This window comes from Kineococcus mangrovi (assembly GCF_041320705.1).
Taxonomy (GTDB): Bacteria; Actinomycetota; Actinomycetes; order Actinomycetales; family Kineococcaceae; genus Kineococcus; species Kineococcus mangrovi.
The window spans coordinates 496,550-522,887 of record NZ_JBGGTQ010000002.1 but is presented as its reverse complement, the minus strand read 5'-3'; the positions used below and the strand labels follow the sequence as shown (position 1 = coordinate 522,887).

At 74.7% G+C, this 26,338-nt stretch carries 25 protein-coding genes; 14 read left to right on the top strand and 11 right to left on the bottom strand.

What is annotated here, in order from left to right:
* Positions 1-20: 20 nt before the first annotated feature.
* From yczE to AB2L28_RS05565, 3 genes are all read left to right on the top strand, one after another.
* Complete coding sequence (gene yczE / locus AB2L28_RS05575) at positions 21-647, top strand: membrane protein YczE (protein ID WP_370717731.1); 627 nt, start codon at positions 21-23, stop codon at positions 645-647.
* A 9-nt stretch (positions 648-656) separates the two neighbouring features.
* Positions 657-932, top strand: coding sequence for a YciI family protein (locus AB2L28_RS05570; protein WP_370717730.1), 276 nt, complete (start codon positions 657-659; stop codon positions 930-932).
* Between the two features lie 139 nt (positions 933-1,071).
* A complete protein-coding gene (locus tag AB2L28_RS05565; protein WP_370717729.1) occupies positions 1,072-1,572 on the top strand; it encodes a DUF4383 domain-containing protein in 501 nt (166 codons plus the stop codon).
* Between the two features lies 1 nt (position 1,573).
* On the opposite strand, the gene AB2L28_RS05560 is transcribed toward AB2L28_RS05565, so the two are convergent.
* The 5 genes from AB2L28_RS05560 to AB2L28_RS05540 all read right to left on the bottom strand — a co-directional run bounded on the left by AB2L28_RS05560 (position 1,574) and on the right by AB2L28_RS05540 (position 4,850).
* Positions 1,574-2,542 carry an ABC transporter ATP-binding protein gene (locus AB2L28_RS05560; protein ID WP_370717728.1) on the bottom strand — a complete coding sequence of 323 codons (969 nt, stop codon included), beginning with the start codon at positions 2,540-2,542 and terminating at the stop codon, positions 1,574-1,576.
* The gene (locus tag AB2L28_RS05555) at positions 2,539-3,354 is read right to left on the bottom strand and encodes an ABC transporter permease (protein ID WP_370717727.1); all 816 of its coding nucleotides are present in this window, start codon (positions 3,352-3,354) and stop codon (positions 2,539-2,541) included. Before AB2L28_RS05555 ends, AB2L28_RS05560 begins: the two co-directional genes overlap by 4 nt.
* Entirely contained in the window at positions 3,347-3,712 is a 366-nt protein-coding gene (locus tag AB2L28_RS05550) for an ABC-2 family transporter protein (protein ID WP_370717864.1), read from the bottom strand. Before AB2L28_RS05550 ends, AB2L28_RS05555 begins: the two co-directional genes overlap by 8 nt.
* A gap of 114 nt (positions 3,713-3,826) precedes the next feature.
* Entirely contained in the window at positions 3,827-4,141 is a 315-nt protein-coding gene (locus AB2L28_RS05545) for a hypothetical protein (RefSeq protein WP_370717726.1), read from the bottom strand.
* 40 nt (positions 4,142-4,181) lie between these two features.
* Positions 4,182-4,850, bottom strand: a complete 669-nt coding sequence (locus tag AB2L28_RS05540; protein ID WP_370717725.1) for an NUDIX hydrolase — start codon at positions 4,848-4,850, stop codon at positions 4,182-4,184.
* Positions 4,851-4,954: 104 nt separating this feature from the next.
* On the opposite strand from AB2L28_RS05540, the gene AB2L28_RS05535 reads away from it, so the two are divergent.
* The 3 genes from AB2L28_RS05535 to AB2L28_RS05525 all read left to right on the top strand — a co-directional run bounded on the left by AB2L28_RS05535 (position 4,955) and on the right by AB2L28_RS05525 (position 9,769).
* Entirely contained in the window at positions 4,955-5,950 is a 996-nt protein-coding gene (locus tag AB2L28_RS05535; RefSeq protein WP_370717724.1) for an SPFH domain-containing protein, read from the top strand.
* Positions 5,947-6,828, top strand: coding sequence for a hypothetical protein (locus AB2L28_RS05530; RefSeq protein WP_370717723.1), 882 nt, complete (start codon positions 5,947-5,949; stop codon positions 6,826-6,828). The genes AB2L28_RS05535 and AB2L28_RS05530 overlap by 4 nt, the downstream gene beginning before the upstream one ends.
* Positions 6,829-6,889: 61 nt before the next feature.
* Positions 6,890-9,769, top strand: coding sequence for an FAD-binding and (Fe-S)-binding domain-containing protein (locus AB2L28_RS05525; RefSeq protein WP_370717722.1), 2,880 nt, complete (start codon positions 6,890-6,892; stop codon positions 9,767-9,769).
* An 8-nt stretch (positions 9,770-9,777) separates the two neighbouring features.
* On the opposite strand, the gene AB2L28_RS05520 is transcribed toward AB2L28_RS05525, so the two are convergent.
* On the bottom strand, positions 9,778-10,800 hold the full coding sequence (locus tag AB2L28_RS05520) for an extracellular catalytic domain type 1 short-chain-length polyhydroxyalkanoate depolymerase (RefSeq protein WP_370717721.1): 1,023 nt from the start codon (positions 10,798-10,800) through the stop codon (positions 9,778-9,780).
* Positions 10,801-10,935: 135 nt separating this feature from the next.
* Here AB2L28_RS05520 and AB2L28_RS05515 point away from each other — a divergent pair, with 135 nt between their 5' ends.
* A complete protein-coding gene (locus AB2L28_RS05515; protein WP_370717720.1) occupies positions 10,936-12,060 on the top strand; it encodes an FAD-dependent oxidoreductase in 1,125 nt (374 codons plus the stop codon).
* Positions 12,053-13,279 (top strand): allantoate amidohydrolase, encoded by a 1,227-nt coding sequence (locus tag AB2L28_RS05510; protein ID WP_370717719.1) that lies wholly within the window; start codon positions 12,053-12,055, stop codon positions 13,277-13,279. Before AB2L28_RS05515 ends, AB2L28_RS05510 begins: the two co-directional genes overlap by 8 nt.
* Positions 13,280-13,282: 3 nt before the next feature.
* Here AB2L28_RS05510 and AB2L28_RS05505 read toward each other — a convergent pair whose 3' ends face one another.
* The 3 genes from AB2L28_RS05505 to AB2L28_RS05495 all read right to left on the bottom strand — a co-directional run bounded on the left by AB2L28_RS05505 (position 13,283) and on the right by AB2L28_RS05495 (position 16,404).
* Positions 13,283-14,653 carry a pyridoxal phosphate-dependent decarboxylase family protein gene (locus tag AB2L28_RS05505; RefSeq protein WP_370717718.1) on the bottom strand — a complete coding sequence of 457 codons (1,371 nt, stop codon included), beginning with the start codon at positions 14,651-14,653 and terminating at the stop codon, positions 13,283-13,285.
* Positions 14,654-14,848: 195 nt separating this feature from the next.
* A complete protein-coding gene (locus AB2L28_RS05500; protein ID WP_370717717.1) occupies positions 14,849-15,853 on the bottom strand; it encodes a TIGR03557 family F420-dependent LLM class oxidoreductase in 1,005 nt (334 codons plus the stop codon).
* Complete coding sequence (locus AB2L28_RS05495; RefSeq protein ID WP_370717716.1) at positions 15,850-16,404, bottom strand: type 1 glutamine amidotransferase domain-containing protein; 555 nt, start codon at positions 16,402-16,404, stop codon at positions 15,850-15,852. Before AB2L28_RS05495 ends, AB2L28_RS05500 begins: the two co-directional genes overlap by 4 nt.
* A gap of 116 nt (positions 16,405-16,520) precedes the next feature.
* Here AB2L28_RS05495 and fbaA point away from each other — a divergent pair, with 116 nt between their 5' ends.
* Positions 16,521-17,543, top strand: a complete 1,023-nt coding sequence (gene fbaA / locus AB2L28_RS05490) for a class II fructose-bisphosphate aldolase (protein ID WP_370717715.1) — start codon at positions 16,521-16,523, stop codon at positions 17,541-17,543.
* 70 nt (positions 17,544-17,613) lie between these two features.
* Here the strand turns inward: fbaA and AB2L28_RS05485 are convergent, their stop codons facing one another.
* Positions 17,614-18,000 carry an STAS domain-containing protein gene (locus tag AB2L28_RS05485; RefSeq protein ID WP_370717714.1) on the bottom strand — a complete coding sequence of 129 codons (387 nt, stop codon included), beginning with the start codon at positions 17,998-18,000 and terminating at the stop codon, positions 17,614-17,616.
* 358 nt (positions 18,001-18,358) lie between these two features.
* Between AB2L28_RS05485 and AB2L28_RS05480 the strand changes: the two genes are divergently transcribed.
* The 5 genes from AB2L28_RS05480 to AB2L28_RS05460 all read left to right on the top strand — a co-directional run bounded on the left by AB2L28_RS05480 (position 18,359) and on the right by AB2L28_RS05460 (position 24,124).
* Positions 18,359-20,815, top strand: coding sequence for an ATP-binding SpoIIE family protein phosphatase (locus AB2L28_RS05480; RefSeq protein WP_370717713.1), 2,457 nt, complete (start codon positions 18,359-18,361; stop codon positions 20,813-20,815).
* Positions 20,812-21,231 carry a DUF3151 domain-containing protein gene (locus AB2L28_RS05475; protein ID WP_370717712.1) on the top strand — a complete coding sequence of 140 codons (420 nt, stop codon included), beginning with the start codon at positions 20,812-20,814 and terminating at the stop codon, positions 21,229-21,231. Before AB2L28_RS05480 ends, AB2L28_RS05475 begins: the two co-directional genes overlap by 4 nt.
* Entirely contained in the window at positions 21,228-22,265 is a 1,038-nt protein-coding gene (locus tag AB2L28_RS05470) for an NAD(P)/FAD-dependent oxidoreductase (protein WP_370717711.1), read from the top strand. Before AB2L28_RS05475 ends, AB2L28_RS05470 begins: the two co-directional genes overlap by 4 nt.
* A gap of 135 nt (positions 22,266-22,400) precedes the next feature.
* Entirely contained in the window at positions 22,401-23,687 is a 1,287-nt protein-coding gene (locus tag AB2L28_RS05465) for an adenylosuccinate synthase (protein ID WP_370717710.1), read from the top strand.
* 62 nt (positions 23,688-23,749) lie between these two features.
* Positions 23,750-24,124: a GNAT family N-acetyltransferase gene (locus tag AB2L28_RS05460; protein WP_370717863.1), complete on the top strand. Its 375-nt coding sequence runs from the start codon at positions 23,750-23,752 to the stop codon at positions 24,122-24,124.
* Positions 24,125-24,164: 40 nt separating this feature from the next.
* On the opposite strand, the gene AB2L28_RS05455 is transcribed toward AB2L28_RS05460, so the two are convergent.
* A complete protein-coding gene (locus tag AB2L28_RS05455; protein ID WP_370717709.1) occupies positions 24,165-26,312 on the bottom strand; it encodes a putative bifunctional diguanylate cyclase/phosphodiesterase in 2,148 nt (715 codons plus the stop codon).
* Positions 26,313-26,338 lie beyond the last annotated feature (26 nt).

Here is a 26,338-nt window from a genome sequence, read left to right as displayed (position 1 = left end):
GCATGCGGTCCAATCGTCGTGTGAGCAAGCCACCGTCCGCGTCCAGGGTCGCGCGCCTCCTCCTCGGCCTCGTCCTCTACGGCGTCGCGGAGGGGCTGATGGTCCTGGCCCACGTGGGCGTGGGGCCGTGGACGGTGTTCGCGACGGGGCTGGCCGCGCAGACGGGGGTGGGCGTCGGCTGGCTGGCCAACCTCATCGGGATCGCCGTGCTGCTGCTGTGGATCCCCCTGCGGCAGCGGCCGGGGCCGGGCACGCTCCTCAACGTCCTGCTCGTCGGGACGGTCATCGAGGCGACGGTCGACCTGCTGCCCTCGCCGGAGCACCTGCTCGTGCGCGCGCCCCTGTTCGCGGTGGGGCTGCTGCTGCTGGCCGTCGCCAGCGGCGTCTACCTCGGTTCCGGGCTGGGGCCCGGCCCGCGCGACGGGTTGATGACCGGCCTGCACGCACGGACCGGTCGCCCGATCTGGCAGTGCCGCGGGGCCGTCGAGGTGTCGGTGCTCCTCGTGGGCGCGCTGCTGGGCGGTGACGTGGGGGTGGGGACCGTCGTCTTCGCGTTCGGCATCGGGCCGCTCGTCGGGTTCGTGCTCCCCCGGCTCGACGGTTCCCGCGGCACCCGGGCGCCCGGCGCGACCGTCACCGCCCGGTAGCGTCCGCGCATGCCGTACTTCGTCGCGACCTACGCGTACACCTCCGACACCGCCGCCCGCGACGCCGGTCGCGCGGCCCACCGCGAGTACCTCGGCTCGCTGCCGCAGGTCGTGGTCTCCGGGCCCACCGACGACGACGGCGCGATCCTGGTCCTCGAGGCCGCCGACGCTGCGGCCGTCGAGGCGCTGCTCGACGCCGACCCGTTCGTGCGGGACGGGATCGTGGCTCAGCGGCGCGTCGTCGGGTGGACCCCCGTCCTGGGGCGCATGGCGCCGCAGTTCTGAACCGTTCCCCGACGCGGCCTCGAGCACCCCTCGTCGTCCGAGGTGCCGGGGCCGCGGGCGGTGCCTACGGTGGAACAGGTCGAAACTCCGGCCGGAACACCGCCGGGAACCTTCCCGGCTGCGTCCCAGGAGCCGCCCCGTGAGCAACACCCGTTCCACCACCTCCGACCTGGCCGTCCACCACGCCCCCGTGCAGACCACCGCTCTCGTGGTCGGCATCGCGTTCCTCGTGATCGGTGTCCTGGGGTTCATCCCCGGCATCACCACCGACTACGGCTCCCTCAGCGGCGCGGGACCGGACTCGACGGCCATGTTGTTCGGCGTCTTCCAGGTCTCGGTCCTGCACAACCTCGTGCACCTCGCCTTCGGCGCCGCCGGGGTCCTGATGTCGCGCGGGGCGTCCGCGGCGAAGGCGTTCCTCGTCGCCGGTGGCCTCGTCTACCTCGTCCTGTGGATCTACGGCCTCGTCGTCTCCGAGAGCAGCCAGGCCAACTTCGTGCCCCTCAACACGGCCGACGACTGGCTGCACCTCGGTCTGGGGCTGGGGATGGTCGTCCTCGGGCTCGCGATGCCGCGCCGCTACACCCGCGAGACCGCCCCGTCCGGGCACGGCCCCACCGCAGGCGGCGACATCCAGTAGGTCAGCGCCCGGACGCCGCGTAGAGCCGGCGCAGCACGTCGGCGATGTCGGGTTCCTCGACCGACAGGTCCCGCACCTCGGCGGCACGCGTCACGTGCGCCAGGACCGCCGCCGCCGTCGTCTCCTCGGCCGAGAACGCGTAGCGGCGGCGGTACCCGCCCTCCTCGACCGCGAGCAGGTCGGCCCCGGTCACGGGACCGGGGTCGACGGGGTCGCGGAGGTCGACCACGAGGACGCGCCGTGCGCCGACCCGTCGGACCAGACCGGGCAGGTCCCCGTCGTAGGCGGCGCGCCCGTGGTCGACGACGAGGACGCGGTCGCACAACCGCTGCACGTCGCCCATGTCGTGGGTCGTCAGCAGCAGCGTCGTCCCGTTCTCGGCCCGTTCGGCGCGCAGGAACTGCCGCAGCCGTTCGCTGGACAGGACGTCCAGGCCGATCGTGGGTTCGTCCAGCAGCAGCAGTTCCGGGGAGTGCAGCAGGGCGGCCGCGACCTCGCCGCGCATCCGCTGGCCCAGCGACAACTGGCGCACGGGTGTGGTGAGGAACTCCCCCAGGCCGAGCCGCTCGTCGAGGTCGCTCAGCCGTGGCCGCCACACCTCGGCGGGCAGGCGGTGGATCGCGGCCAGCAACCGGAACGACTCGCTGAGCGGCAGGTCCCACCACAGTTGGCTGCGCTGCCCGAAGACCACCCCGATGCGCCGGGCCAGGTCCCGCCGGTGGGTCACGGGGTCCAGGCCGCAGGTGCGGACGGATCCGCCGGAGGGGACGAGGATCCCCGTCAGCAGCTTCACGGTCGTCGACTTCCCGGCTCCGTTGGCGCCGATGAAACCCACCGACTCCCCGGGTGCCACCCGCAGCGACAACCCGTCCACGGCGCGGACGACCCTGCGGCGCCGACGCCACCGCGACGTCCCCGGCTCGCGGACCACGTACTCGCGGACCAGGTCCTGGACCTCCAGCGCGTTCACGACCCGCTCCCCGTGTAGTGCCGGACCCCGCCCCGCCACAGCAGCAGGGCGACCACCCACAGCAGGGCCGCCGCCACCGGCGAGCACCACCCCAGCCAGGCGGGCAAGCCCGCCGGTCCGGGTTCCCCCAGCAGCACGAGGACCGGCAGGTAGGCGACGAACGCGGCGGGGACGACGTAGCAGAACAGCCAGCGCAGCGGCCCGGAGTACAGCGACGCCGGGTACTGGGCCGCGTTCGAGCCTCCGTAGGTGATGGAGTTGACCGCTTCCCGCCCGTCGAGCAGCCAGAACTGCAGCGACCCGGCGACGACGAACACCGCGCTGAAGATGGCCGCCCCGCCGAGGACCGCGACGACCAGCAGCGCCACGGCCCGGCCGTCGAACTCCACCCCGGCGCGCGGCCAGGCGACGGCGAACACGAGAGCCGCCACGAGGACCCGGCCGACCCGCCGCAGCGCGACGTCGGAGGTCGCGAGCTGGGCCAGCACGGGCAGCGGTCGCAGCAGGAACGCGTCGAGCGCGCCCGTGCGGACGAGGGTGGGCAGGGTGTCGACGTGGCCGACGACGAGGTCGGCGATCGAGAACGCGACGTTGGCCAGGGCGAACACGAGGGCGGCCTGCCAGACGTCGAGACCGCCGAGCTCGTCCGTCCGCGAGAACACGACGTAGATCGTCGCGAACTCCGACAGACCGGTGCCGACGTTGGCGAGGACGTCGGCGGCGAACGAGGCCCGGTAGGAGAACTGCGCCCGCACCCGCGACCCCAGCAGCGCACGGTAGGGACCCGGTGCGCGCGTGGGACGGTCAGCCACCCTGCACCACCAGACGCCGCGCCCCGGCGGCCAGGAGGACCCGGCCGGCCGCGAGCAGCGCGGCGAGCCACCCCAGTTGCACACCGAGCAGCCGCAGCGCGTCGAGGTCCGCGGCGCGGCCGAGGACGACGTCGACGGGAGTCTGCAGCATCGAGGGGAACGGGGTGGCGTGGGCGAGGGCGTTCAACCACGGCGGGAACCAGGCCACCGGGATCGACAACCCCGTCAGGGTCGTGGCGAGGACGGTGTAGAGCAGGAGGATCCCGCGGACCTCGGTGAGCCAGAACGCGGTGAGGTTGACGATCCAGCGCGCCGCGAAGCTCACGGAGACCCCGGCGACGAGGCTCACGACGCCCAGCAGGTACGGCAGCGGGGACGCCGGCAGCGCCAGACCCGTCAGCAGGGCGCCGAGCAGGAGGGGTGGGGCGCCGCGGGGGAGCAGCGTGAACGCCGCCCGGCCGAGGTCGGTGGCCTAGGCCGCGAGCTGCGGGTCCACCGGGCGGGCGAGGTCGACCGCGATGTCGCCCGTGCGGACGCGGCGGGCGAGCTCGTCGTCGGCGAAGACGCTGACGGGGGCGAGGAACGCCTGGGTGGTCCAGGCGAACGTCGCGGCCTGGGCCGGGTCGTACCCCGCGACGGAGGCCCCGGCCGACGTCACCGTCCCCACGAGGACGGCCGCCTTGATGGCGCCGAAGACCGAGTTCGTGAGGGCTCCCGCGGCTGTCGCGGCGCGGTAGGTGGACCACCTGCGGAACCCCGCCGCGACGAGGGCGGGGTAGGGCGACACGGCGTTCGACCCTAGTGCACGGACCGTCGCGGCAGAAGGGTCAGCGCAGCAGCGGCGGGTGCAGGGTGGCGGCCGCGCCGCGCCGGAACAGCCCGGCCGGCCGGCCCCCGTCGCGCGTCGTCGTCGCACCCGTCGGTTCCAGGAAACCCGTCGCACCGGTGACCTTCCGGTGGAAGTTGCGCGGGTCCGGCGCCGTGCCCCAGACGGCCTCGTAGACGCGGCGGAGTTCGGCGACGGTGAACTCCTCGCCGCAGAAGGCCGTGGCGAGCGGCGTGTACTCGAGCTTGGCGCGGGCCCGCTCCACGGCCTCGGCCAGCAGCACGTCGTGGTCGAAGGCGAGGTCGGGCAGGTCGGCGACCGGGACCCACCGGGCGTCGGCGGCGTCGGTGCCGGCCCGCGGGACCGGCAGGTCGGGGGCCAGGGCCAGGTAGCAGACGGTCACGACGCGCTGGCGGGGGTCGCGGTCGGGAGCGCCGTGGGTGGCGACCTGCTCGAGGTGGACGAGGCCGCGGGGCAGGCCGGTCTCCTCCGCGAGTTCGCGCGCCGCGGCGCCGGGCAGGTCCTCGTCCGGGCGCACGAACCCGCCGGGCAGCGCCCACCTGCCCAGGAACGGTTCCTCGCCGCGCTCGACGAGCAGCACGCACAGGGCTCCCCCGCGCACGGTCAGGACGACGAGGTCGACGGTCACGGCGAGGACGGGGTGGCTCACCCGGTCAGCGTACCGAGTTGTCGTCGACTTGACGACAAGGGGAGGAGGAGGCTTATCGTCATCTCGACGACAACGAGTCGCCGACCACGGACCCGGAGGCAGACATGGCCGACATCACCCGCTACCCGTTCGCGCGGCACCTGCGCAGCACCCCGACCACCCACGTCATCCACCAGCGCCGCGGGAAGGTCGCCCACTCCGGAACGGGGCAGGCGTTCTGGTTCCGCCCGCTGAGCGCGACGCTCTCGGAGCTGCCCGTCGACGACCGCGAGCTCCCGCTGCTGATGCACGCCCGCACCGCCGACTTCGTCGACGTCACCGTCCAGGCCACCGTCACCTTCCGCATCGAGGACCCCGCGCTCGCCGCGACCCGCGTCGACTTCTCCCTCGACCCGGCCACCGGCCGCTGGCGGGCCGCGCCGCTGCAGCAGATCGCCGGGCTGCTCACCGAGACCGCGCAGCAGCACGTCCTCGACGTCCTCGCCGGGATGGCGCTGCGGGACGTCCTGGTCACCGGTGTGACGCTGACCCGCGAGCGCATCACCGCGGGGCTGCTCGCCGACAGCCGCCTGGCCCAGACCGGTCTCGCCCTCGTCGACGCCCGCGTCGTCGCCGTCCGGCCCGACCCCGACGTCGAGAAGGCCCTCGGGACGCCGACGCGCGAGCAGCTGCAGACCGAGGCCGACCGCGCCACCGCCGAACGCCGCGCCCTCGCCGTCGAGCGGGAGCGGGCCATCAGCGGGAACGAGCTGCAGAACAAGATCGAGCTCGCCCGCCGCGAGGAGCAGCTCGTCGCCCAGAGGGGCGCCAACCAGCGCCGCAGCGTCGAGGACGCGGCGGCCGCCGACGCGATCCGCACCGCCGCGGAGGCCGAGCGCGAGGAACGCCTCGCCCAGGCCCGAGCCGCTGCCCGCCGCGCCCAGGGCGAGGCGGACGCCGCGGCCGAGGCCGCCCGGATGGCCGCGATCGCCGGGACCCCGCCGGAGGTGCTCCTGACGCTGGCGCTGCGCGAGTTCGCCGGGCAGCTGCCGAACGTCGGCACCCTCGTCCTGACCCCCGACGTCGTGACGGGGGCCCTCGCGAAGCTGGTGCAGCCGTGAGCCTCGCGCCCCGCGCCGTCCTCGTGCACCGCCGCACCGCCTACGCCGAGGCCGTCGCCCGGCACGGCACCCCCGGCGCCGCCGACTTCTTCCTCCGCACCCGCGGCCGCTGCCTCACCGAGCTGGAGGAGGCCGACGAGCAGCAGCGCCGCGCGCTCGCCGCCGTGGCGGCCGCGGTCCCCGCCGACTGGCGGACCGGGACGGTGGAACGCGCCGACCTGTCCCGGTTCCTCTTCGCCCCCGAGGACGTCGTCGTGGTCGTCGGCCAGGACGGCCTCGTCGCCAACGTCGCCAAGCACCTGTCCGGGCAGGTCGTCGTCGGCATCGACCCACTGCCGGGCCGCAACGCGGGTGTCCTCGTCCCGCACCCCGCCTCGGCGGCACGAGACCTGCTGCACCGCAGCGTCTCCGGTGGCTCGTGTGAACTGCGGACGATGGTCCGGGCCAGCACCGACGACGGGCAGGAGCTGCACGCCCTCAACGAGGTGTTCGTCGGCCACCGCAGCCACCAGACCGCCCGCTACGTGCTGACCGCGGGGGACCGGCGCGAGGAACAGGCCTCCAGCGGGGTCGTCACCGGGACCGGGACGGGGGCGACGGGGTGGCTCGCCTCCCTGTCCCGGGGGCGGGCCGCGACTGCGCTGCCGACCCCCGTCGACCCCGCGCTGGCCTGGTTCGTCCGCGAGGCCTGGCCGTCCCGCACGACGGGGGCCGACCTCGTCGCCGGCGCCCTCACCGACCAGTCGCTGACCCTCGACGTCCTGTCCGACGAGCTCGTCGTCTTCGGCGACGGCCTCGAGGACGACCGGCTCACCGTCAGCCGCGGCCAGCGGATCACCGTCACCGTCAGCCCACGACGGCTCGCGCTGCTCCGGTGAGGTGGGTGGTGAGGTCCGGCTCCGTGTCGGAGCACCCCGCCGCCGGCGGCACACTGAAGGCGTGACCCTCATCGACGACGCGCGCGCCCAGGCCACGGCGGAGGCGACGACCCCCACGACCGCGGAGCTGGTCGCCGCCCTCGACGCCGCCCTGGGGACGACCCCGGGGTCGGGGACCGTCGACGCGTCCGGCCGCCGCCGCGCCGAGTACACGACCGACGCCTCGAACTACCGCGTCGTCCCGCTCGTCGTCGTCTTCCCGCGCTCGGTCGAGGACGTCGTCGCCGTCTGGGGCGTCTGCCGCGAGCTGGGGGTCCCCTTCACCTCCCGCGGGGCGGGCACGTCGGTCGCGGGCAACGCCATCGGCCCCGGCGTCGTGCTCGACTTCTCCCGCCACCTGCACCGCGTGCTGGACATCGACGCCGAGTCCATGACCGCGCTCGTCGAACCGGGCGTGATCCTCGACGACCTGCAGCGGCAGGCGGCCCCGCACGGGCTGCGGTTCGGGCCCGACCCCTCCACCCACGCCCGCTGCACCGTCGGCGGGATGATCGGCAACGACGCCTGCGGCTCGCACGCCCTGGCCTACGGCCGCACCTCCCACAACGTGCTCGCCCTGGAGGTCCTCGACGGGCACGGCCGCCGGTACTGGACCGACGCCCCACCCGCCGAGCTGGTCGAGGAGCTGCGCACGGTCGCCTCGCAGCACCTCGCGACGATCCGGACGTCCTTCGCCACCTTCGGCCGGCAGGTCTCCGGGTACGCCCTGGAACACCTCCTGCCGGAGACCGGCGGCCCCACGGGGACGGCCCTGGCCCGTCTCCTCACCGGGTCCGAGGGGACGCTCGCGACCATCCTGCGTGCCCGCGTCCGTCTCGTCCGGCAGGCGCCGTCGACGACGTTCGTCGTGCTCGGCTACGCCTCGATGCACGAGGCGGCCGACGCGACCCCCGCGCTGCTGGAGCACGCCCCGCTCGCCGTCGAAGGCATCGACCGACGGCTGGCCGACGCCGTCGTCCGCCGTGGCGGGTCCGTCGAGGGGCTGCCCAGCGGCAACGGCTGGCTGTTCGTCGAGATGGGTGGCGAGACCCCCGAGGAGTCGCTGGCCGCGGCGAGGGCGATGGTCGCCGGCTCCCGCGCCCTGGACTCCGTCGTCATCCCGACCGCCGCCGAGGCGAAGACGTTGTGGCGCATCCGCGAGGACGGGGCCGGTCTCGCCGGTCGCTCTCCCGAGGGGCAGCCGGCGTGGCCCGGCTGGGAGGACGCGGCGGTGCCCCCCGCGAAGCTGGGGGAGTACCTGCGCGAGTTCGACGCGCTCATGGCCTCCCACGGCGTCGACGGCCTGGCGTACGGGCACTTCGGCGACGGCTGCATCCACGTCCGCATCGACTTCCCCCTGTACGAGGACGGCGGCGGGGCCGCCGCGAAGGACTTCCTGGAGGACGCCGCCCGGCTCGTCGCCCGCCACGGCGGGTCGCTGTCCGGGGAGCACGGCGACGGCCGCGCCCGCGGCGGGTTGCTGCCGCTCATGTACGACGGTGCGGCGATCACCGCCTTCGAGCAGGTCAAGCGCGCCTTCGACCCGGCCGACCTGCTGAACCCCGGGGTCATCGTGCGCCCGGCGGACGTCGCCGCCGACCTGCGCGTCCCCGCGGCGCGTCCCGCGCACGCCCTCGGGATGCCGCTGAAGTTCGCCTACTCGCGCGACGAGGGCGACCTCACGCGCGCCGTGCACCGCTGCGTCGGCGTCGGCAAGTGCCGCGCCGACACCGGCGGGGTCATGTGCCCGTCCTACCTGGCGACCGGCGACGAGAAGGACTCCACCCGCGGCCGGGCCCGCCTGCTGCAGGAGATGGCCAACGGGACCCTCGTGACCGACGGGTGGCGCTCGCAGGAGGTCAAGGACGTCCTCGACCTCTGCCTGTCCTGCAAGGGGTGCAGCGCCGACTGCCCGGCCGGCGTCGACATGCCGACCTACAAGGCGGAGTTCCTCGACAAGTTCTACGCAGGCCGGGTGCGGCCCATGAACCACTACCTGCTCGGCTGGCTGCCGCGCTGGTCGAAGCTGGCGTCCATCGCGCCGAAGGTCGTGAACCGGCTGACGTCGGTCCCGGCGCTGGCGTGGACGGCGCGGGCCCTGGGGGGCGTGGACCAGAACCGGCCGCTGCCGGCGTTCGCGTCCGAGACGTTCCGCGCCTGGTTCGACCGGCGACCGGTCCGCGAGGACGGTCAGCCCGTCCTGCTGTGGGTGGACTCGTTCACCGAGCACTTCTCCCCCGAGGTGGGCAAGGCGGCCGTGAAGCTGCTGGAGCACCTGGGGTTCTCCGTGCGGCTGACGCAGAAGCAGGTGTGCTGCGGTCTGACGTGGGTCTCGACCGGTCAGCTCGACGGGGCCAAGCGGCAGTTGCGGTCCTCCCTCGACGCGCTGGGGAACTCGAACGTGCCCGTGGTGGGCCTGGAACCGTCCTGCACCTCGCTGCTGCGCGAGGACGCCGCCGAACTCCTGCCCGACGACCCCCGCGCCCACGCGCTCGAGCACCGGGTGCGGACCCTGGCCGAACTCATCGCCGAGCAGCGCCCGGACTGGGTGCCGCCGCAGCTGGACCCGGACGGCCCGGTGAAGGCCGTCGTGCAGCCGCACTGCCACCAGCACGCCACGATGGGTTTCGGCCCCGACGAGCGGTTGCTCGCCAAGGCCGGTGTCGACGCGCAGGTCTTGTCGGGGTGCTGTGGCCTCGCGGGGAACTTCGGCGCCGAGAAGGGGCACCACGAGGTGTCCGTGAAGGTCGCCGAGCACGCCCTCCTGCCCGCCCTGCGCGAGCGCGGTGACGCCCTCGTCGTCGCCGACGGGTACTCCTGCCGGACGCAGTCCGACAACCTCGCCGGGGTTCGCCCCCGGCACCTCGCCGAACTCCTCGCCGACGCCCTGCCGGAGGACTGACCCGCTCCTCAGACGTGCTTCGGGTGCGCCTCGAAGAACTGCCACATCGTCTCCGAGGCGTCGACCTCCTGGGTGATGGGGCCGAGCGGACCCTCCGGCTCGTCGGCCCCGGGCCACGTGTGACCCCCACCGGTGATCCGCTGGAACTCCACGTCGGCCCCGCCCGCGCACCGCGCGTAGGTCGTCAGCGAGACGTGCTCGGTGAGCGCGGTCCGCACCGGGCCGGTGCGGCAGTCGTTCAGCCGGGCCCAGGTCTGGACGGCGACGGGTGCGGAGTACCCCCACCGCAGGTCGTCGCTGCCGCCGTAGGGGTTCACCCCGTCCGCGTCGCCGTGGAAGGTGAGCACCGCGACCGGTTCGCGCGGGGTGCAGCTCTGCACCTCCGGCACCGAGGGTTCGTCCGGCGCCGGCCGCCCGGCCCGCAGCCCCGCGACCGGGGCGATCGCCGCGATCCGGTCGGACAGCTCGCAGGCCAGGGCCGAGGCCATGCGCCCCCCGCCGGAGTACCCGGTCGCGTACGTGCGCCGGGTGTCCACGCAGGCGGCCGCCCCGAGCTGGTCGACGACGGCGGCCAGGAAGGCCACGTCGTCCCGGGCGTCCGGCGGCGGGAGCTGACCGGCCGTCGTCGGAACGCCGGGGACGTTCCACGCCCAACCGCCACCGGGCAGGGGCGGGTCGGACGGGGGCAGTTCCACGGCCGCGGTGGGGTTGGCGACGAGGAACCCCTCGCGCTCGGCGACCGACGCGAGGTCGCTGATGCCCGACTGCGCGGGACCGTTGGAACCGCTGCCGTGCAGGTCCAGCACGAGGGGGACGCGCGCGGGCCGGTGGGAGGGGACGAAGACCTGGACCTCGGTGGTGCCGCCGGCGAAGCGGATCGGCACGCTGTGCGTTCCCGGCGGCACCGTCGAGGTGCACCCGACGGTCCGGGCGGCGGGGTCCGCCGGTGCGGCACCGGCACTGCTCACGGTGGACACCGCGACCAGCCCGACGGCGGCCGCTGCGAGGGCGAGAGGGGTGCGACGGGACACGGGGACTCCTTCGTCCTGGATCGGTCGGGCGATCTTGGCGGATCGTGTGAAAACCTGTCAACGTCGGGTCGTCCCGCCGACGCTGCACCGGTCGCACCGGCTCCGGGTGCGTCGAGGAGAACGGGGAGGGGACGCGTGGACGCTCAGGTCCTCGTCGTGGGTGCCGGGTTGGCCGGGGCCTCGACCGCGTGGCGGCTCGCGCAGCGCGGCCGCACCGTCGTGCTGGTGGAGCGCGACGTGCCCGCCTCGGCGCAGGGGAGCTCGCACGGGTCGGCGCGCATCCTGCGCCACGCCTACCCCGAGCGGCTGTACGTCGACCTCGTCGGGGCCGCCGAGACGGCGTGGACCGAACTGTCCGCCCTCCACGGTGCCGACCTGGTGACCCGGTGCGGGGCGCTGGACTTCGGGGCCCGGCGGGACCCGCACGGGCTCGCCGCCGTCCTGGCCGACGCGGGGGTCGAGCACGAGCTCCTGGCGCGCGAGGACGCCCGCGACCGCTGGCCGGGCATCGCGTTCGACTCCGACGTCCTGTGGCACCGGGCCGGTGGTGTGCTCGACGCCGGCTCCACGGTGCGGGCGATGGTGGCGGCGGCCCGGGCGCACGGTGCCCAGGTGCTCCAGGGCTGGGCCCTGTCGCGGCTCGAACGCACCGGCGCGGGTTTCACCGCCCACGCCGCCGACGGCCGCACCGTGTCCGCCGGGCGGGTGGTGGTGTGCGCCGGTCCGTGGTTGCCGGACCTGCTCGGTGAGCTGCCGCTGCCGGCGGGTTTCCTCGCGGCCCTGCCCACCCTGACGGTGACCGAGGAGAACGCGTTCCACTTCCCCCACCGGGAACCCCGCACCCCCTGGCCCACCCTGATCCACCACCGCGAGGACATCTGCCTCTACGCCCTGCCCGGCGGCCGGGACGCGCAGTTCCGCGGGCAGAAGGTCGCCGAGTTCGCCGCCGGCCGCCGGCTGCGGTCGGCGGCCACCCGGACCGGTCGGGTGGACGCGGCGAACCGGGAACGCGTCGTGGAGCACGTGCGCCGGTTCCTGCCGGGCCTGGAACCGGAGCCGTACGCCGAGACGACCTGCCTGTTCACGAACACCCCGACCGAGGACTTCGTCGTCGACGAGGCCGACGGGGTCACCGTCGTCTCGCCGTGCTCGGGGCACGGTGCGAAGTTCGCGCCGCTGCTCGGTGAGCTCGCGGCGGACGCCGCCCTGCGGACCGGGTCCGTGCCCGGCCGGTTCCGGGTGGGGTCGTCCCGTGCCTGAGACCGCGCGGCTGCTGGCCGCCACCGTCGACACCGGCCGGGACCGGGCCCGGGGCGGGTACTCGCGGCCCGTGTTCTCCGCCGCCGAGCGCGAGCTGCTGGAGTGGTACCTCGCCGAGCTGCGCGCCCGGGGGCTGGAGGGCACGACCGACCGCAACGGCGTCGTGTGGGCCTGGTGGAACCCCGCGGGCCTGCCCCTGGAGGGGGCCGTCGTCACGGGCAGCCACCTCGACTCCGTCCCCGGCGGTGGTGCGTTCGACGGCCCCCTCGGCGTGGTGTCGGCGCTGCGCGCGCTCGACCTGCTGCGCGAGCGCGGCGTCGACCCCGCCCGGCCCCTCGGCCTGGCCGTGTTCCCCGAGGAGGAGGGATCGCGGTTCGGGGTCGCGTGCCTCGGGTCGCGCCTGCTGACGGGGGCGGTCACCCCGGGACGAGCCCTGGCCCTGACCGACCCCGACGGGAACACCTTCGCCGACGTGGCGCGCGGGGCCGGGCTGGACCCGGCGGGGTTCGGCCGCGACGACGAGGCCCTGGCCCGCATCGGCTGCTTCGTGGAACTGCACGTCGAGCAGGGCCGCGGGCTCGTCGACCTCGGGGCGCCCGTGGCCGTCGCGACCTCCGTCATCGGGCACGGGCGGTGGCGGTTCACGGTGCGCGGGGAGGGGAACCACGCGGGGACGACGCTGCTCGCCGACCGCAGGGACCCGCTGCTCGTGGCCGCCCTCGTCGTCGCGGCCGCCCGCGACGTCGCCGCCGCGAACCCCGGGACGCGCGCCACCGTCGGGCGGCTGGACCCCGTGCCGGGCGGCACGAACGTCATCGCCTCCCGCGTCGACCTGTGGCTCGACGTGCGCCACCCCGAGGACGTCGTCACCGCGGCCGTGGTCGCCGAGGTCTCGCGCCGGGCCGCGCGCCTGGCCGCCGCGGAGGGGTGCGCGGTGGAGGTCCGCGAGGAGTCCCTCAGCCCCACCGTCGACTTCGACGGCGCCCTGTCCCGCAGGCTGTCCGGGGTGCTGCCCACCGCGCCGCTGCTGGCCACCGGCGCCGGCCACGACGCCGGGGTGCTCGCCGGGCGCGTCCCCACCGCGATGCTGTTCACGCGCAACCCCACCGGGGTCTCGCACGCGCCGGGGGAGTTCTGCACCGACGAGGACGCCGAAGCCGGGTCGGTCGCCCTCGCCGACGTGCTGGCGGACCTGCTGACCGGACCGCCGCCGGGGTGAGGGTCAGCGCATCGTGTCCAGGATGGCCGTGAGGTCCTCGATCGTCGTGCGCGGGTTGACGATCGCGAACCGCGCGTTCGGCCGGCCCTGGTGGCTGCTCGGTGTCACGAACGCGAGCTGCTCGTCCAGCAGCCGCGCCGACCAGGCGTCGTAGTCGGCCTTCGTCCAGCCGGTGCGCTCGAACACCACGACGGACAGCTGCGGCTCCCGCACCAGGGTGAGGTCGGGGCGTTCCGCGACGACCCGGCCGACCTCGGCCGCCAGGTCGATGGCCGCGTCGATCGCCTCCCGGTAGGCCCGCACCCCGTAGGTCGCCAGCGAGAACCAGGTCGGCAACCCGCGGGGCCGTCGGGTGAGGTGGGCGGCGAAGTCCGAGGGGCTCCAGTCCTTCGTCTCGGTCAGCGTGTCGAGGTACTCGGCGTGCTGGGTGTGCGCCCGGCGGCCGCGGTCGGGGTCGCGGTAGATGAGCGCGCACGCGTCGAACGGCGCGAACAACCACTTGTGCGGGTCCACGATGACGGAGTCGGCGTGCTCGAGACCGGCGAACAGGTCCCGGCGGCGGGTCGACAGCCGGCCGGCCAGCCCGTACGCGCCGTCGACGTGCAACCAGGTCCCGTGCTCCGTCGTGGCGTCCGCGATGCCCTGCAGGTCGTCGACGATCCCGAAGTTCGTGGACCCCGCCGTCGCCACGACCGCGAACACCCGGTCCCCGTGCTCGGCCAGCGCGGCGCGGACGGCCTCGCCGCGCAGGACGCCGTCCTCACCCGGGGCGACGGCCACCACGTCGACGTCCATCACCCGGGCGGCCGACGCGATCGAGGAGTGCGCCTCGGCGCTGCAGACGACCGCCCACCGGCCCGCCACCGGCCCCCTGCCGCGGGCGTCCTCCCGGGCGGCGACGAGCGCCGACAGGTTGCCGAGCGTCCCGCCCTGCACGAACACCCCACCGGAACCCGCGGGCAGCCCGAACTCGTCGGCCAGCCAGCGCAGCACCTCGTTCTCGGCGTGCACGGCGCCGGCGCCCTCCAGCCAGGACCCCCCGTACAGGGCGCTGGCCGAGACCACGATGTCGAACGCGGCAGCGGCCTTGGACGGCGCGGACGGGATGAACGAGAGGTAGCGCGGGTGGTCGGTGGTGATGCAGGCCGGGGCGAGCACGTGCTCGAAGACGGCCAGGGCCCGCGCGGCCCCGATGCCGTCCTCGGTGACGGCGGGGGGAGCCAGGCGCCGCAGGTCGGCGCTGCTGACCGACTTGTCCAGCGGGAGGTCCGGGGCCGTCAGGCGGTTGCGCGCGTAGTCGAGCACGAGGTCCAGGGCCGCCTCGTTCTCCCCGGTGACCTCGTGCATCCGCTTCGCGGTCGTGTCGTCGTGCATGGACCACCTCTCGGTGCGGGTCCGGCTCCCGCGGCTCGCGCCGCGGGACCTGGACGGGGTGGGGACGGACCGCCCCACGCTAGGCCCGCGGAGTTCGTCGCCGGACCACCGGTCCGGCGGGGACGAGCACCTGCCCCGCACCTCGAGCGCCGCCGCCGTGCACGACGGGGGCGGCGGCGCTCCCGGCCCGGGGCCTCAGCTGGGCGAGGGGTCGGTCCCCTGGGCCGCCTCGCGCAGCGCGGGGATGATGTCCGACTTCGCGGCGGCCAGGAACTCCTCCTGGTGCTCGCCACCGATCTGGACGAGGGCGAGGTCGGTGAAACCCGCCTCGAAGTACGCCGAGGCGGCCTCGACGACCGCGTCCACGTCGTTCCCGCAGGGGATCTGCCCGGCGACGTCCTCGGGACGGACGAACTGCGTCGCGCCGGCGAAACCCGCCGTGGTCGGCAGGTCGGCGTTCACCTTCCACCCCCCGGCGAACCAGCGGAACTGCTCGTGCGCGCGGGAGATCGCCGCGTCCCGGTCGGCGCCCCAGGAGACCGGCATCTGCCCGATCTTCCGGCTCGGCTGCTGCCCCGTCTCCCGCGCCGCGTCCCAGGCCTGCAGCGCCGCGTCGGGTTCGACCGCGATCGCGTGGTCGGCCAGGGGGGAGAAGCGGGTGGCGGACTTCTCCCCGCTGATGGCGATCGCCAGCGGGACGCGCTGGTCCGGGACGTCCCACAACCGGTGGGAGTCGACCCGGAAGTGCTCGCCCGCGTAGGTCAGCAGGTCGCCGTCGAAGAGGTTGGAGATGATCTCGCACGCCTCGACGAGCATGTCCTGGCGTTCCTCGACCGCGGGCCAGCCCTGCCCGACGACGTGCTCGTTGAGGTTCTCGCCCGAACCCAGCCCGAGGACGAAACGTCCCTCCGACAGGATCTGCACCGTCGCGGCCTTCTGCGCGACGATCGCCGGGTGGTACCGGATCGTCGGGCACGTCACGTAGGTCATGAGTTCCACGCGCGACGTCGTGGCCGCCACCGCCCCGAGCACCGACCAGACGTACGGCGCGTGGCCCTGCGAGGTGAGCCACGGCGAGGCGTGGTCGGAGAACACGATCGTGTCGAAGCCGGCCTCCTCCGCGGCACGGGCGTCCCGCACCAGCCAGCGCGGGTCGGACTGCTCGCTCATGCAGGTGTAGCCGATGCCGGGAGCGCTCACGACAGCGCCTCCAGCAGCGCGCGGTTGAACGCCGGCAGGTCGTCGGGGTTGCGGCTGGTCACCAGCGGACCGGGACCGTTGCGGTCGACGACGACCTCCTCGTCGACCCACTCGGCGCCGGCGTTGCGCAGGTCCGTGCGCAGCGAGGGCCAGGACGTCATCCGGCGGCCCTTGAGCACGTCGGCCTCGACCAGCGTCCACGGCGCGTGGCAGATGGCCGCGACGGGGCGGGTCGAGGCCGCGAACTGCTGCACGAAGGTCACCGCGGAGCGGGAGGTCCGCAGGGCGTCGGGGTTGGCCACGCCGCCGGGGAGGACGAGGGCGGCGTACTCCGACGGGCTGGCGTCGTCGACGACGACGTCCACGTCGAAGGTGTCGGCCTTGTCCAGGTGGTCGAACGCCTGGACCGTGCCCGGCCCGGTCGACAGCAGGACGGGCTCGCCCCCCGCCTCCTGCACCGCCTTCCACGGTTCGGTCAGTTCGACCTGCTCGATGCCCTCGTTCGCCACGAGGAACGCGATCTTCTTGCCCGCGAGCGCTGCGTCCGTCATGTCGCCACGCTCGCACCACGGGCGGGGGTCGGCATCCGGGAAGGGGCCGCTGCCCGCGCCGGCGGGGGCGTGGAAGGATCGGCCCCGCCAGAGCCGTCGCACGGAGGAGTGTCCCCATGCCCATCGCCACCCCGGACGTCTACGCGGAGATGCTGGACCGCGCGAAGGCCGGTTCCTTCGCCTACCCGGCCATCAACATCTCCTCCTCGATCACGCTGAACGCCGCGATCCGCGGCTTCGCCGAGGCCGAGAGCGACGGCATCGTGCAGGTCTCCACCGGTGGGGCCGAGTTCCTGTCCGGCACCACGGTCAAGGACATGGTGCTCGGTTCGCAGGCCCTGGCCGAGTACGCCCACCACGTCGCCAAGGCGTACGACGTCAACATCGCGCTGCACACCGACCACTGCCCCGAGGACAAGCTCGACGGGTTCGTCCGCCCGCTGCTGGCCATCTCGGCCGAGCGCGTCAAGAGCGGGCGCGACCCGCTGTTCCAGTCCCACATGTGGGACGGCTCGGCCGTGCCGCTGGACGAGAACCTGCGGATCGCCCAGGACCTCCTGGCCCGGGCGGCGGCCGCGAAGATCGTCCTCGAGGTCGAGATCGGCGTCGTCGGCGGCGAGGAGGACGGCGTCGCCCACGAGATCAACGACAAGCTGTACACGACGGTCGAGGACGCCCTCGCCACGGTCGACGCGCTCGGCACCGGCGAGAAGGGCCGGTACATGGCCGCCCTGACGTTCGGGAACGTGCACGGCGTCTACAAGCCCGGTGGGGTCAAGCTCCGTCCGGAGATCCTCAAGCAGATCCAGGACGAGGTCGGCTCCCGCGTCGGCAAGGACAAGCCCTTCGACCTCGTCTTCCACGGCGGGTCGGGCTCCTCGGCGCAGGAGATCAGCGACGCCGTCGACTACGGCGTCATCAAGATGAACATCGACACCGACACCCAGTACGCCTTCACGCGGCCCATCGTCGGGCACATGTTCACGAACTACGACGGCGTGCTCAAGGTCGACGACGAGGTCGGCAACAAGAAGGCCTACGACCCGCGCGCCTGGGGCAAGGCCGGCGAGACCGGCATGGCCGCGCGCGTGGTCGAGGCCGCGCAGAACCTGCGCAGCGCGGGCAAGTCGGTCAAGTGAGGCGCTGAACGACGGATCGGCCCCGCCCACCCGCAGGTGGTCGGGGCCGATCCGGTCCGCCGCTCGGGCGTCAGGCGGGCTGCGGCCCGTCCTCGTCGGCGTCGCCGGTGGTCGCGCTGCTCAGGCCCGGCTCCTCGTCGACGACGTCGAGCAGCTGGACGATGTTCGTCGTCTCGATGAGGAACTTCACCACGGCCGGGGGACGGATGAGCGTCACCCGGTGGGCCTTGGACCGGGAGGCGAGCCGGGCCAGGAAGGCCAGGCCCGTCGAGTCCATGAACGTCACGTGGTGGGCGTCGACCTGCAGCGGACGCCCGGAGCTCAGCGCGTCCTCGGCGGCCTCGAGCAGGTCGGGACCCAGTTCGGCGTCGATCTCGCCGGTGAGCACCACGCGGGTGGCCCGCGGTTCGTAGAGGACGTGCACCGAGCCCGGGTCCACCGAGCGCACCTGGGGCACCCGGGGAGCCTGTCCCGGCGGTGTCGCGTCGTTCGTCATGGGTCCTCCGAAAGGTCCGCACCCTGTGCCGCTGTGCCCGGCTCTCTTCAGGCAGCGGTCGACCGTCCCGCGCGGTCTTCCACCACGCGGGTGGGGCGGGCGTCCCGGCGCCTCCTCGACGCGCGGTCCGTCCGACCCCCCTGCATGCTAGCGAGGCCGGACCGGCGCCCGTGCCGTGCACCGCGGCCGCCCGGTCCGGGCGGGGAACTGGTCAACCGACCGCCACGACCACCGGCGCGTCGGGCAGACTCCAGGACGGGCCGGTCGCAGGACCGGTCGCCCGCCAGCCGTCCCGCGCGAGCCCGAGGAGACCCGTCCCATGTCGGCCAGCAGTCCGCAGGCGCTCGCCCTGGGTGAACCCGCCGCCGTGCTGCTCCTGGCCCGCCGGACCGGGGTGCTCCTGGGCGCCGACGCCGGTGCGCGGGAGCTGGCCGGCGCGGTGCAGGGACCACCGCGGACCCTGCAGGACTTCCTGGCCCGGGTGCCGCTGCCGGCGGCAGCCGTCTGGGAGCACGTCACCGCCGGCCGGCCCGTGCACGGCGAGCTGCTGCCGGGGGACCTGTGGTGCAGCGCGGCCCCCGTGCCCGGGCGCGAGGAGGTGCTCCTGGTGCTCACGCCCGTCGAACGCGTCCACGCGGACCCGGCCGGCGTCCCCGTCGTGGCCGCGGCCCCCGGGGCCGCGCTGTCCGCCGTGCGCGGGGGCCGCCTCGTCGTCGACGTCGTCGACGGGGCCTGGACCCGGACCACCGGGGTGCCCGCCGTGCACGTCGAGCACCGGCCCGCCCACCACCTGCTGCGCACGCGCGACGAGCGGGCGCTCGCCGAGTTCGAACGGGCGCTGCGCAGCCCGGACCCGGTGTCGGTGACGGTGCTGGACCAGCGGGCGGACGGGACCGACTTCCTGCACCACGTGCGCGCGGTGCCGCTCCTGGACCGCGCCGGTGCCGTGTGCCACGTCCTGACCTGGCACAGCGACGTCACCCGCCGCACCGCCGCCGACCGGGCCGCCGGGACCCGGCTCGACGTCCTGACCCGCCTCGACGCGGTCGTCCGCGACGCCGGTGAGGCGCTCGGGACGTCCCGGGAGGTGGACGCGGTCCTGCAGGAGGTGGTCCGCGTCCTGGGGGACCAGCTCGTGGAGGGTGCGCTGGTGGTCCGGGTGCACGAGCGGGCCGGTGGCGCCGACCTGGAGGTGGCCGCCGCGCACGGCCGGCGGCTGCACCCCCTGGTGGGTCGGCGGACGTCCCGGTCGAGGACGGCCGCGCCGGACCCGCTGCTGGACGCCTGCACGCGCGAGCTCACCGACCTCGACGACCTCGACGACGTGGCGCGGGGCCCGGGCTCGGTGGCGGGGTGGCTGCAGGAGATCGGCGCGGCACCCCAGGCCCACCGGGGGGCGACGGCGGGCGCCCCGGCGCTCGCGGTGCCGCTGAGGGGGCAGCAGGACGTCCTCGGCCTCCTGCTCGTGCGCCCGCACCCGAGCGGCCTGGGTCCGCAGGACCGCGCCGTCGTCGTGGGCGCCGGCGCCCGGGCGGGTCTGCTGCTGGAGAACGCACGACTGCACGCAAGGGAGCACGCCTTGGCGGAGACGCTGCAACGCAGCCTGTTGCCCGACAGCGCCGGGGTCGCCGGCATCGACGGGCTCGACGTCTGGACCTTCTACGCGCCCAACGCCGACCACGCCCAGGTGGGGGGCGACTGGTACGACGTGCTGCCCGCGCCCGCCGACGGCGGCGGCAGCGCGGTCGCCGGGATCGTCGTCGGCGACGTCGTCGGGCACGACGTCGAGGCCGCCGCGGCCATGGGGCAGATCCGTTCCGTGGTCCGCTCCGCCGCGCACGACGTCGACGACCCCGGCAGCGTCCTCATGCGCGTCGACCAGCTCGCCGGCGGCCTCGGCATCGGCCGGATGGCCTCCCTCGTCTACGCCACGCTGCAACGCCTCGACGACGGCGGCTGGGAGATGGCCTGGTCCAGCGCGGGGCACCTGCCCCCGCTGCTGCGGCGTGGCCCGGCCGGCGAGGGACCGGTCGGCGAGCACCGCGTCGAGGTGCTCAGCGAGGCGACCGGGACCCTCGTGGGTCTGGGGGAGCGGCCGCGGCCGACCCGCGAGCGCGCGCTGTCACCGGGGGACGTCCTCGTGCTCTACACCGACGGCCTCATCGAGACGCGGTCGCGCCCGATGCGCGACGGCCTGGAGGTGCTCGTCGAGGTTCTCGCGCGCTCCGGGGCCCGCGACGCCGCCGGCATCGGGGAGGAGCTGCTCGCCGGCCTGGGTGAGACCCCCGAGGACGACACGGCGATCGTCGTCGTCCGGGTGCCGGAGGAGTCGGAGCTGGCCGACGAGCCCCCGCCGACCGCCGACACCCCGCGCCGTCGCCGCTGGCAGCTGCCGTCCGAGCCGTCCTCCATCGGCAAGGCCCGGCACGCGACGCTGCGGGCCTGCGCCGTGTGGGGCCTGGCCTGCGGCCCGCGCGCGGAGATCGTCGTCTCCGAGCTCGTGGCCAACGCCGTCCTGCACGGCTGGGGCACGATCGGCCTGCGCCTGTTCGACCTCGAGGGGCACCTGCGCATCGAGGTGGAGGACGACAGCCCCGAGCAGCCGCAGGTCGTCGACGCGCGTCCCGACGGGGCGGGCGGCCACGGGATGCGGCTCGTCGCATCGCTGGGACGGTGGGGGAGCACCCCCACCCGGCGCGGCAAGGTCGTCTGGGTCGAGATCGGCACCGCCGAGAACAGCACCGCCGAGAACAGCACTGGAGAGGACCCCGCGTGAGCACCGGCACCAACCTGCTGGGCGGACCGCCGCCCACCCACCTGCCCGCGAACGGCGAGGTCGACGACGCCCTGGCCGCCGGGACCGACCCCGCCGCGGTCGCCGCGGCCCACCCGGCCGCGTCGGCGCCGTGGGCCCTGCTGGCCGAGCGCGCGCTCGTGGCCGGGGACGCGGTGACCGCGTACGCCTTCGCGCGCACCGGCTACCACCGCGGGCTGGACGCCCTGCGCCGGGCCGGCTGGCGCGGGCACGGGCCGGTGCCGTGGTCCCACGAGCCCAACCGCGGGTTCCTGCGGGCGCTGGCCGCCCTGCAGCGGGCGGCGCAGACCATCGGCGAGACCGAGGAGGCGGTGCGCTGCACCACGTTCCTGGGCGACTGCGACCCCGCCGCCGCGCACGAGCTGCTGCCCTCGTGAGCGCCGTGGACCCCACCCGTCCCGTCCTCGTCGTCGGTGCCGGGATCTCCGGGGCGTCCTGCGCCCGCGCCCTCTCCGACGCTGGTGTGCCCGTCCGCGTCCTGGACCGGGGACGGCGCAGCGGCGGGCGCATGAGCGGGCGCCGGGTCGAGAGCGCCGGCGACGTGCGCGTCGTCGACCTCGGCGCCTCCTACTTCACCGTGTCCGGGGAGGGGGACCTGCACGACGACTTCGCCCGGCTCGTCGCCGGCTGGCAGGAGCGCGGCCTGGCGAGGCCCTGGACCGACACGTTCGCCGTCCTGGACGGTTCCGGCGGGGAGCCGGGCTCCTCGTCCGGCCCCGTCCGCTGGGCCGCCCCCACGGGGCTGCGCAGCCTCGTGGAGGACCTCGTGGCCCAGCCCGGTGCGGCACCGCTCGACGTGGTCCACGGCATCGACGTCGAGAGCGTCTCCAGCGGCGAGGGCGGCCCCGGCGTCGACGGCCGGGGCGCACCCGCGGTCGTGCTGGCCATGCCGGACCCGCAGGCCGCCGACCTGCTGCCGCGGATGGCCGCCACCCGCCTGGACGTGTCGGCCCGGTGGAACTGGCGGCCCTGCATCGCCGTCTACGCCGGCTGGGAGCAGCGCTGGTGGCCCGACTTCCACGGCGCCTTCGTCAACGACTCCGACCTGCTGGTCTTCCTCGCCGACGACGGCTCCCGCCGCGGCGACGGGGCCCCGGTCCTCGTCGCCCACACGGCCCCCGACGTCTCCAGCGAGCACCTCGACGCCCCCGCGAGCGTCGTCGCACCCGTGCTGGCGAGCCTGGGGCCGATGCTCGGGGTCGCGGCCGCGCCCGAGCCCACGTGGGCCCGCGCGCACCGCTGGTCGCTGGCGAGCCCGTTGCGCCAGCACGAGGACGCCCCGTTCGGGTGGGACGAGGAGAGCGGGATCGGCGTCTGCGGGGACGCCTGGGGCGAACGGTCCAAGGTGCAGACGGCGTGGGAGTCGGGGACGGCGCTGGGGCGCCACCTCGCCGAGCGGTTCGCCGGCTGAGCGCGAGCAGGTCGCCGCGGGTCCACCACCCGGTAAGCTCGTCGTGGTCTGCGGCGACCGCCCCCTTCGCTGGGCCGGTGGTCCGTGGGGCCGTGCAGCACCCGGACAGTCGTCACCAGGAAGCAGGGGATCTCAATGCCCGCGATCGTGCTCGTCGGCGCCCAGTGGGGGGACGAGGGCAAGGGCAAGGCCACCGACGCCCTCGGCGCACGCGTGGACTACGTGGTGAAGTTCAACGGCGGCAACAACGCCGGGCACACCGTCGTCGTCGGTGACGAGAAGTACGCGCTGCACCTGCTCCCCAGCGGCATCCTCACCCCGGGCGTCACACCGGTCATCGGCAACGGCGTCGTCGTGGACCTGTCCGTCCTGTTCGAGGAGCTCGAGGCGATGACGGCCCGCGGGGTCGACTGCTCCAAGCTCCTCGTGTCCGCCTCGGCGCACGTCATCGCCCCCTACCACCGCGTGCTCGACCAGGTCACCGAGCGCTTCCTGGGCAAGCGCAAGATCGGCACCACCGGTCGCGGCGTCGGCCCGTCCTACGCGGACAAGATCAACCGGGTCGGGATCCGCGTCCAGGACCTGTTCGACGAGTCGATCCTGCGGCAGAAGGTCGAAGGCGCCCTCGACCAGAAGAACCACCTGCTGGTCAAGCACTACAACCGCCGCGCGGTGTCGGTCGACGAGACGGTCGAGACCCTCCTCTCCTACGCCGACCGGTTGCGGCCCATGGTGACCGACGTCTCCCTGGAACTGTCCCGCGCCCTGGACCGCGACGAGGTCGTCCTGTTCGAGGGCGGCCAGGCGACCATGCTCGACATCGACCACGGCACCTACCCGTTCGTCACGTCCTCCTCCGCGACGGCGGCCGGGGCGTGCACGGGGGCGGGCATCCCGCCGAACCGCATCGACCGGATCGTCGCCGTCGTCAAGGCGTACACCACCCGGGTCGGCGAGGGCCCGTTCCCGACCGAACTGCTCGACGCCGACGGCGAGAAGCTGCGCCAGGACGGCGGGGAGTTCGGCACCACGACCGGCCGCCCGCGCCGCACCGGCTGGTACGACGCGGTCATCTCCCGGTACGCCGCCCGCATCAACGGCGTCACCGACTTCGTCCTCACCAAGCTCGACACCCTCACCGGCTGGGAACGCATCCCGGTGTGCGTGGCGTACGACGTCGACGGCGTCCGCCACGACGAGATCCCCATGTCGCAGACCGACTTCCACCACGCGACACCCGTCTACGAGTACTTCGACGGCTGGACCGAGGACATCTCCGCGGCGCGCTCGACGTCGGACCTGCCCAAGAACGCCCAGGCCTACGTCGAGGCGCTCGAACAGATCTCCGGCGCCCGCATCAGCGCCGTCGGCGTCGGCCCGGACCGCGAGCAGACCGTCGTCCGGCACGACCTTCTCGGGTGAGTCCGCCCCGGGTGCGGGAGGCGGCGCTCGCCGACCTCCCGCCCGCGGTGCTCTACGCGCTGATGCGGTTGCGCGTCGACGTGTTCGTCGTCGAGCAGCGGTGCGCCTACCCCGAACTCGACGGCCGCGACCTCGAACCCACCTGCGTGCACGTGTGGGCCGAGGTCGACGGCGCTCCCGTCGCGACGCTGCGTGTCCTGCGCGACGCCGACGGCCGCGGCCGGATCGGCCGGGTCGCCACGGCGGAGGAGTTCCGCGGTGCCGGGGTGGCGGCGCGGTTGATGGGTCGTGCCCTCGAACTCCTCGAGGGTTCCGAGGTCGTGCTCGACGCGCAGGCCCACCTGCAGCACTGGTACGCCCGGTTCGGTTTCGTCGCGCGCGGCGAGATCTTCCAGGAGGACGGGATCCCGCACGTGACGATGGTGCGCGCGCTCTGACGGTCGGGTGCCACGGGTGCGGCCGGGGGCGGTCCGCCCGTCAGACGGGCAGCCGGTGCGGGCGCGTGGTCCGGCTCGTCTCGAGCAGGTGCTGGGGGAACGCAGCGGCGGGGACGGGTGGGGAGTGCAGGTAGCCCTGCACGCTGTCGCACCCCAACCGGGTCAGGACGTCCAGCTCGCGCTGGTGCTCGACGCCTTCGGCGACGACGTGGACGCCCAGGCGGTGGCCCAGGTCGATGACGGCCCCGACCACGACGTCGTCGACCGCCCCGTCGGGTCCGTGGGGGAACATCCCCAGGACGAAGGACCGGTCGATCTTCAACTCGTCCAGCGGTAGCCGGCGCAGGTAGGACAACGAGGAGAAGCCGGTGCCGAAGTCGTCCACGGAACAGCGGATCCCGGTGTGGCGCAGCGAGGTGAGCACCTGGGCGGTCGTCTCCGGGTCAGCGACCAGGATGTCCTCGGTGAGCTCCAGGCACAGCAGCCGCGGCGGGACGCCGTGCCGTCCCAGGGCGTCGAGCAGCCGCATCGGCAGCGCCAGGCGGGGCAGGCAGTGGGCGGTGACGTTGATCGAGACGGGCACCTCGTAACCGGCCCGCAGCCAGGTGCCGCACTGGGCCAGGGCCGCTTCCAGGACGCGGGTGGTGAACGCCTCGGACAGGTCGGGGCTGGTGGCCATGGCGATGAACTCGCTCGGCGGCAGGACACCGCGGGTGGGGTGGTTCCACCGGGCCAGCGCCTCGACCCCCAGGAGTCGTCCGGTGCTGACCGACACCTTGGGCTGGAGGTGGACGACGATCTGCCGGTCGTCCTCCTGCCCGGGCCGGGGACCGGGCCCCCCGCCCGGACGTCCACCTGGCTGCTGGGCGAGAGCGGCGTCGGAGTCCAGGGCCTGCTGGAAGTCGTTCAAGGCGGCCAGGCGTTCGGTGGTGTGCTGGTCGTGGGTGGGGTCGTACAGGCTGGTGCCGCTGCCGGAGGTCTTGGCCACGTACATCGCGACGTCCGCCTCGCGCAGCAGCTGTTCGGCCATCGCGGCGCGCTCGTCGGCAGCGCTGACCGCGGGCTGGTCGGTGCCCGGCTGGTGGGGGGCGGGGGGCACGCAGCGACTGGCCACGCCGATGCTGACCGAGGTGCTGACCGTGGTGCCCAGCAAGGTGGTGGCGCGGCCGATGCCGCGGCGCAGGTGCTGCGCCAGCTGCAGGGCCCGGCCGGCGTCCAGACCCGGGAGCAGGACGGCGAACTCGTCGCCGCCCAGGCGCACCGTGAGCGCGTCGGGGCTGGTCGTCCCGCTGAGGGATTCCGTCAGGGCTCCGGTCAACGTCTCGGTGAGGGAGGCGGTGGCGCGGGCCGCGACCTCGCGCAGGAGGTCGTCCCCGGCGGAGTGGCCGAGGGTGTCGTTGACCGTCTTGAAGTGGTCCAGGTCCATCACCAGGACCGAGACCGGCGTGCCGGTGGCCTGGGCGGCGGTCAGGGCGGCGTCGAGGGCCTCGCTCAGACCGGTGCGGTTGGCCAGGCCGGTGAGGTCGTCGTGGCGGGTGCGGTGGTGCAGCTGACGCAGGAGGCGCTGCTGGGCGGTGCGGGCGCGCTCGCTGAGCGTCCAGGCGGTCAGCGAGCCCAGGCAGGCGGCGACGACGAACCCGGCGTGGATGGCCGCGAAGAGCCAGGGGTGCTCCCCGTGCAGGGCGGCGTGACCGTAGACCTTGTGCGGCCACAGCGTGCCGACGACACCGTGTTCGAGCAGCACGATGGCGGCGGCGACGGCGAACGGGGCCCAGTCCTCGTAGAGGGCGACGACGGGGATCATCACGAAGAAGTGGAAGTGGGCCTCGATGTAGCCGCCGGAGACGGCGACCAGGAACGAGGAGCAGGCCATCAAGCCCGCCGCCGCGGCGCACGAGGCCAGCACCGGCGGCAGCGGCAGCCGGCCGCGGCTGAGGGTCTCCATCGCGGCGGCCAGGTACAGCGCGGCGGGGGCGCACAGCGTGAGGAGGGTGTCGGTGGAGGCGTGGTGGGCGACGGCCCAGCCCAGCAGCACCGGCAGGTGGACCAGCAGGACCGTGGTCACCCAGCGGTGACGGACCCGCCACACCGGCTCGGGCAGGCGGGACCGACCCGGGAGGCGCCACGGCTCCGCCCCGGCGGCCACCTCGGCCGCCACCTCAGCCGTCACCTCGGTCGTCACCTTCACCGGTACACCGGCCGCGGCGGGGCGCG

Coding starts and splice junctions, on each gene's coding strand:
- fbaA (WP_370717715.1), top strand. CDS start 16,521: ATGCCCATCGCCACCCCGGACGTCTACGCGGAGATGCTGGACCGCGCG.
- AB2L28_RS05495 (WP_370717716.1), bottom strand. CDS start 16,404: ATGACGGACGCAGCGCTCGCGGGCAAGAAGATCGCGTTCCTCGTGGCG.
- AB2L28_RS05460 (WP_370717863.1), top strand. CDS start 23,750: ATGCGGTTGCGCGTCGACGTGTTCGTCGTCGAGCAGCGGTGCGCCTAC.
- AB2L28_RS05465 (WP_370717710.1), top strand. CDS start 22,401: ATGCCCGCGATCGTGCTCGTCGGCGCCCAGTGGGGGGACGAGGGCAAG.
- AB2L28_RS05480 (WP_370717713.1), top strand. CDS start 18,359: ATGTCGGCCAGCAGTCCGCAGGCGCTCGCCCTGGGTGAACCCGCCGCC.
- AB2L28_RS05535 (WP_370717724.1), top strand. CDS start 4,955: ATGGCCGACATCACCCGCTACCCGTTCGCGCGGCACCTGCGCAGCACC.
- AB2L28_RS05570 (WP_370717730.1), top strand. CDS start 657: ATGCCGTACTTCGTCGCGACCTACGCGTACACCTCCGACACCGCCGCC.
- AB2L28_RS05505 (WP_370717718.1), bottom strand. CDS start 14,653: ATGCACGACGACACGACCGCGAAGCGGATGCACGAGGTCACCGGGGAG.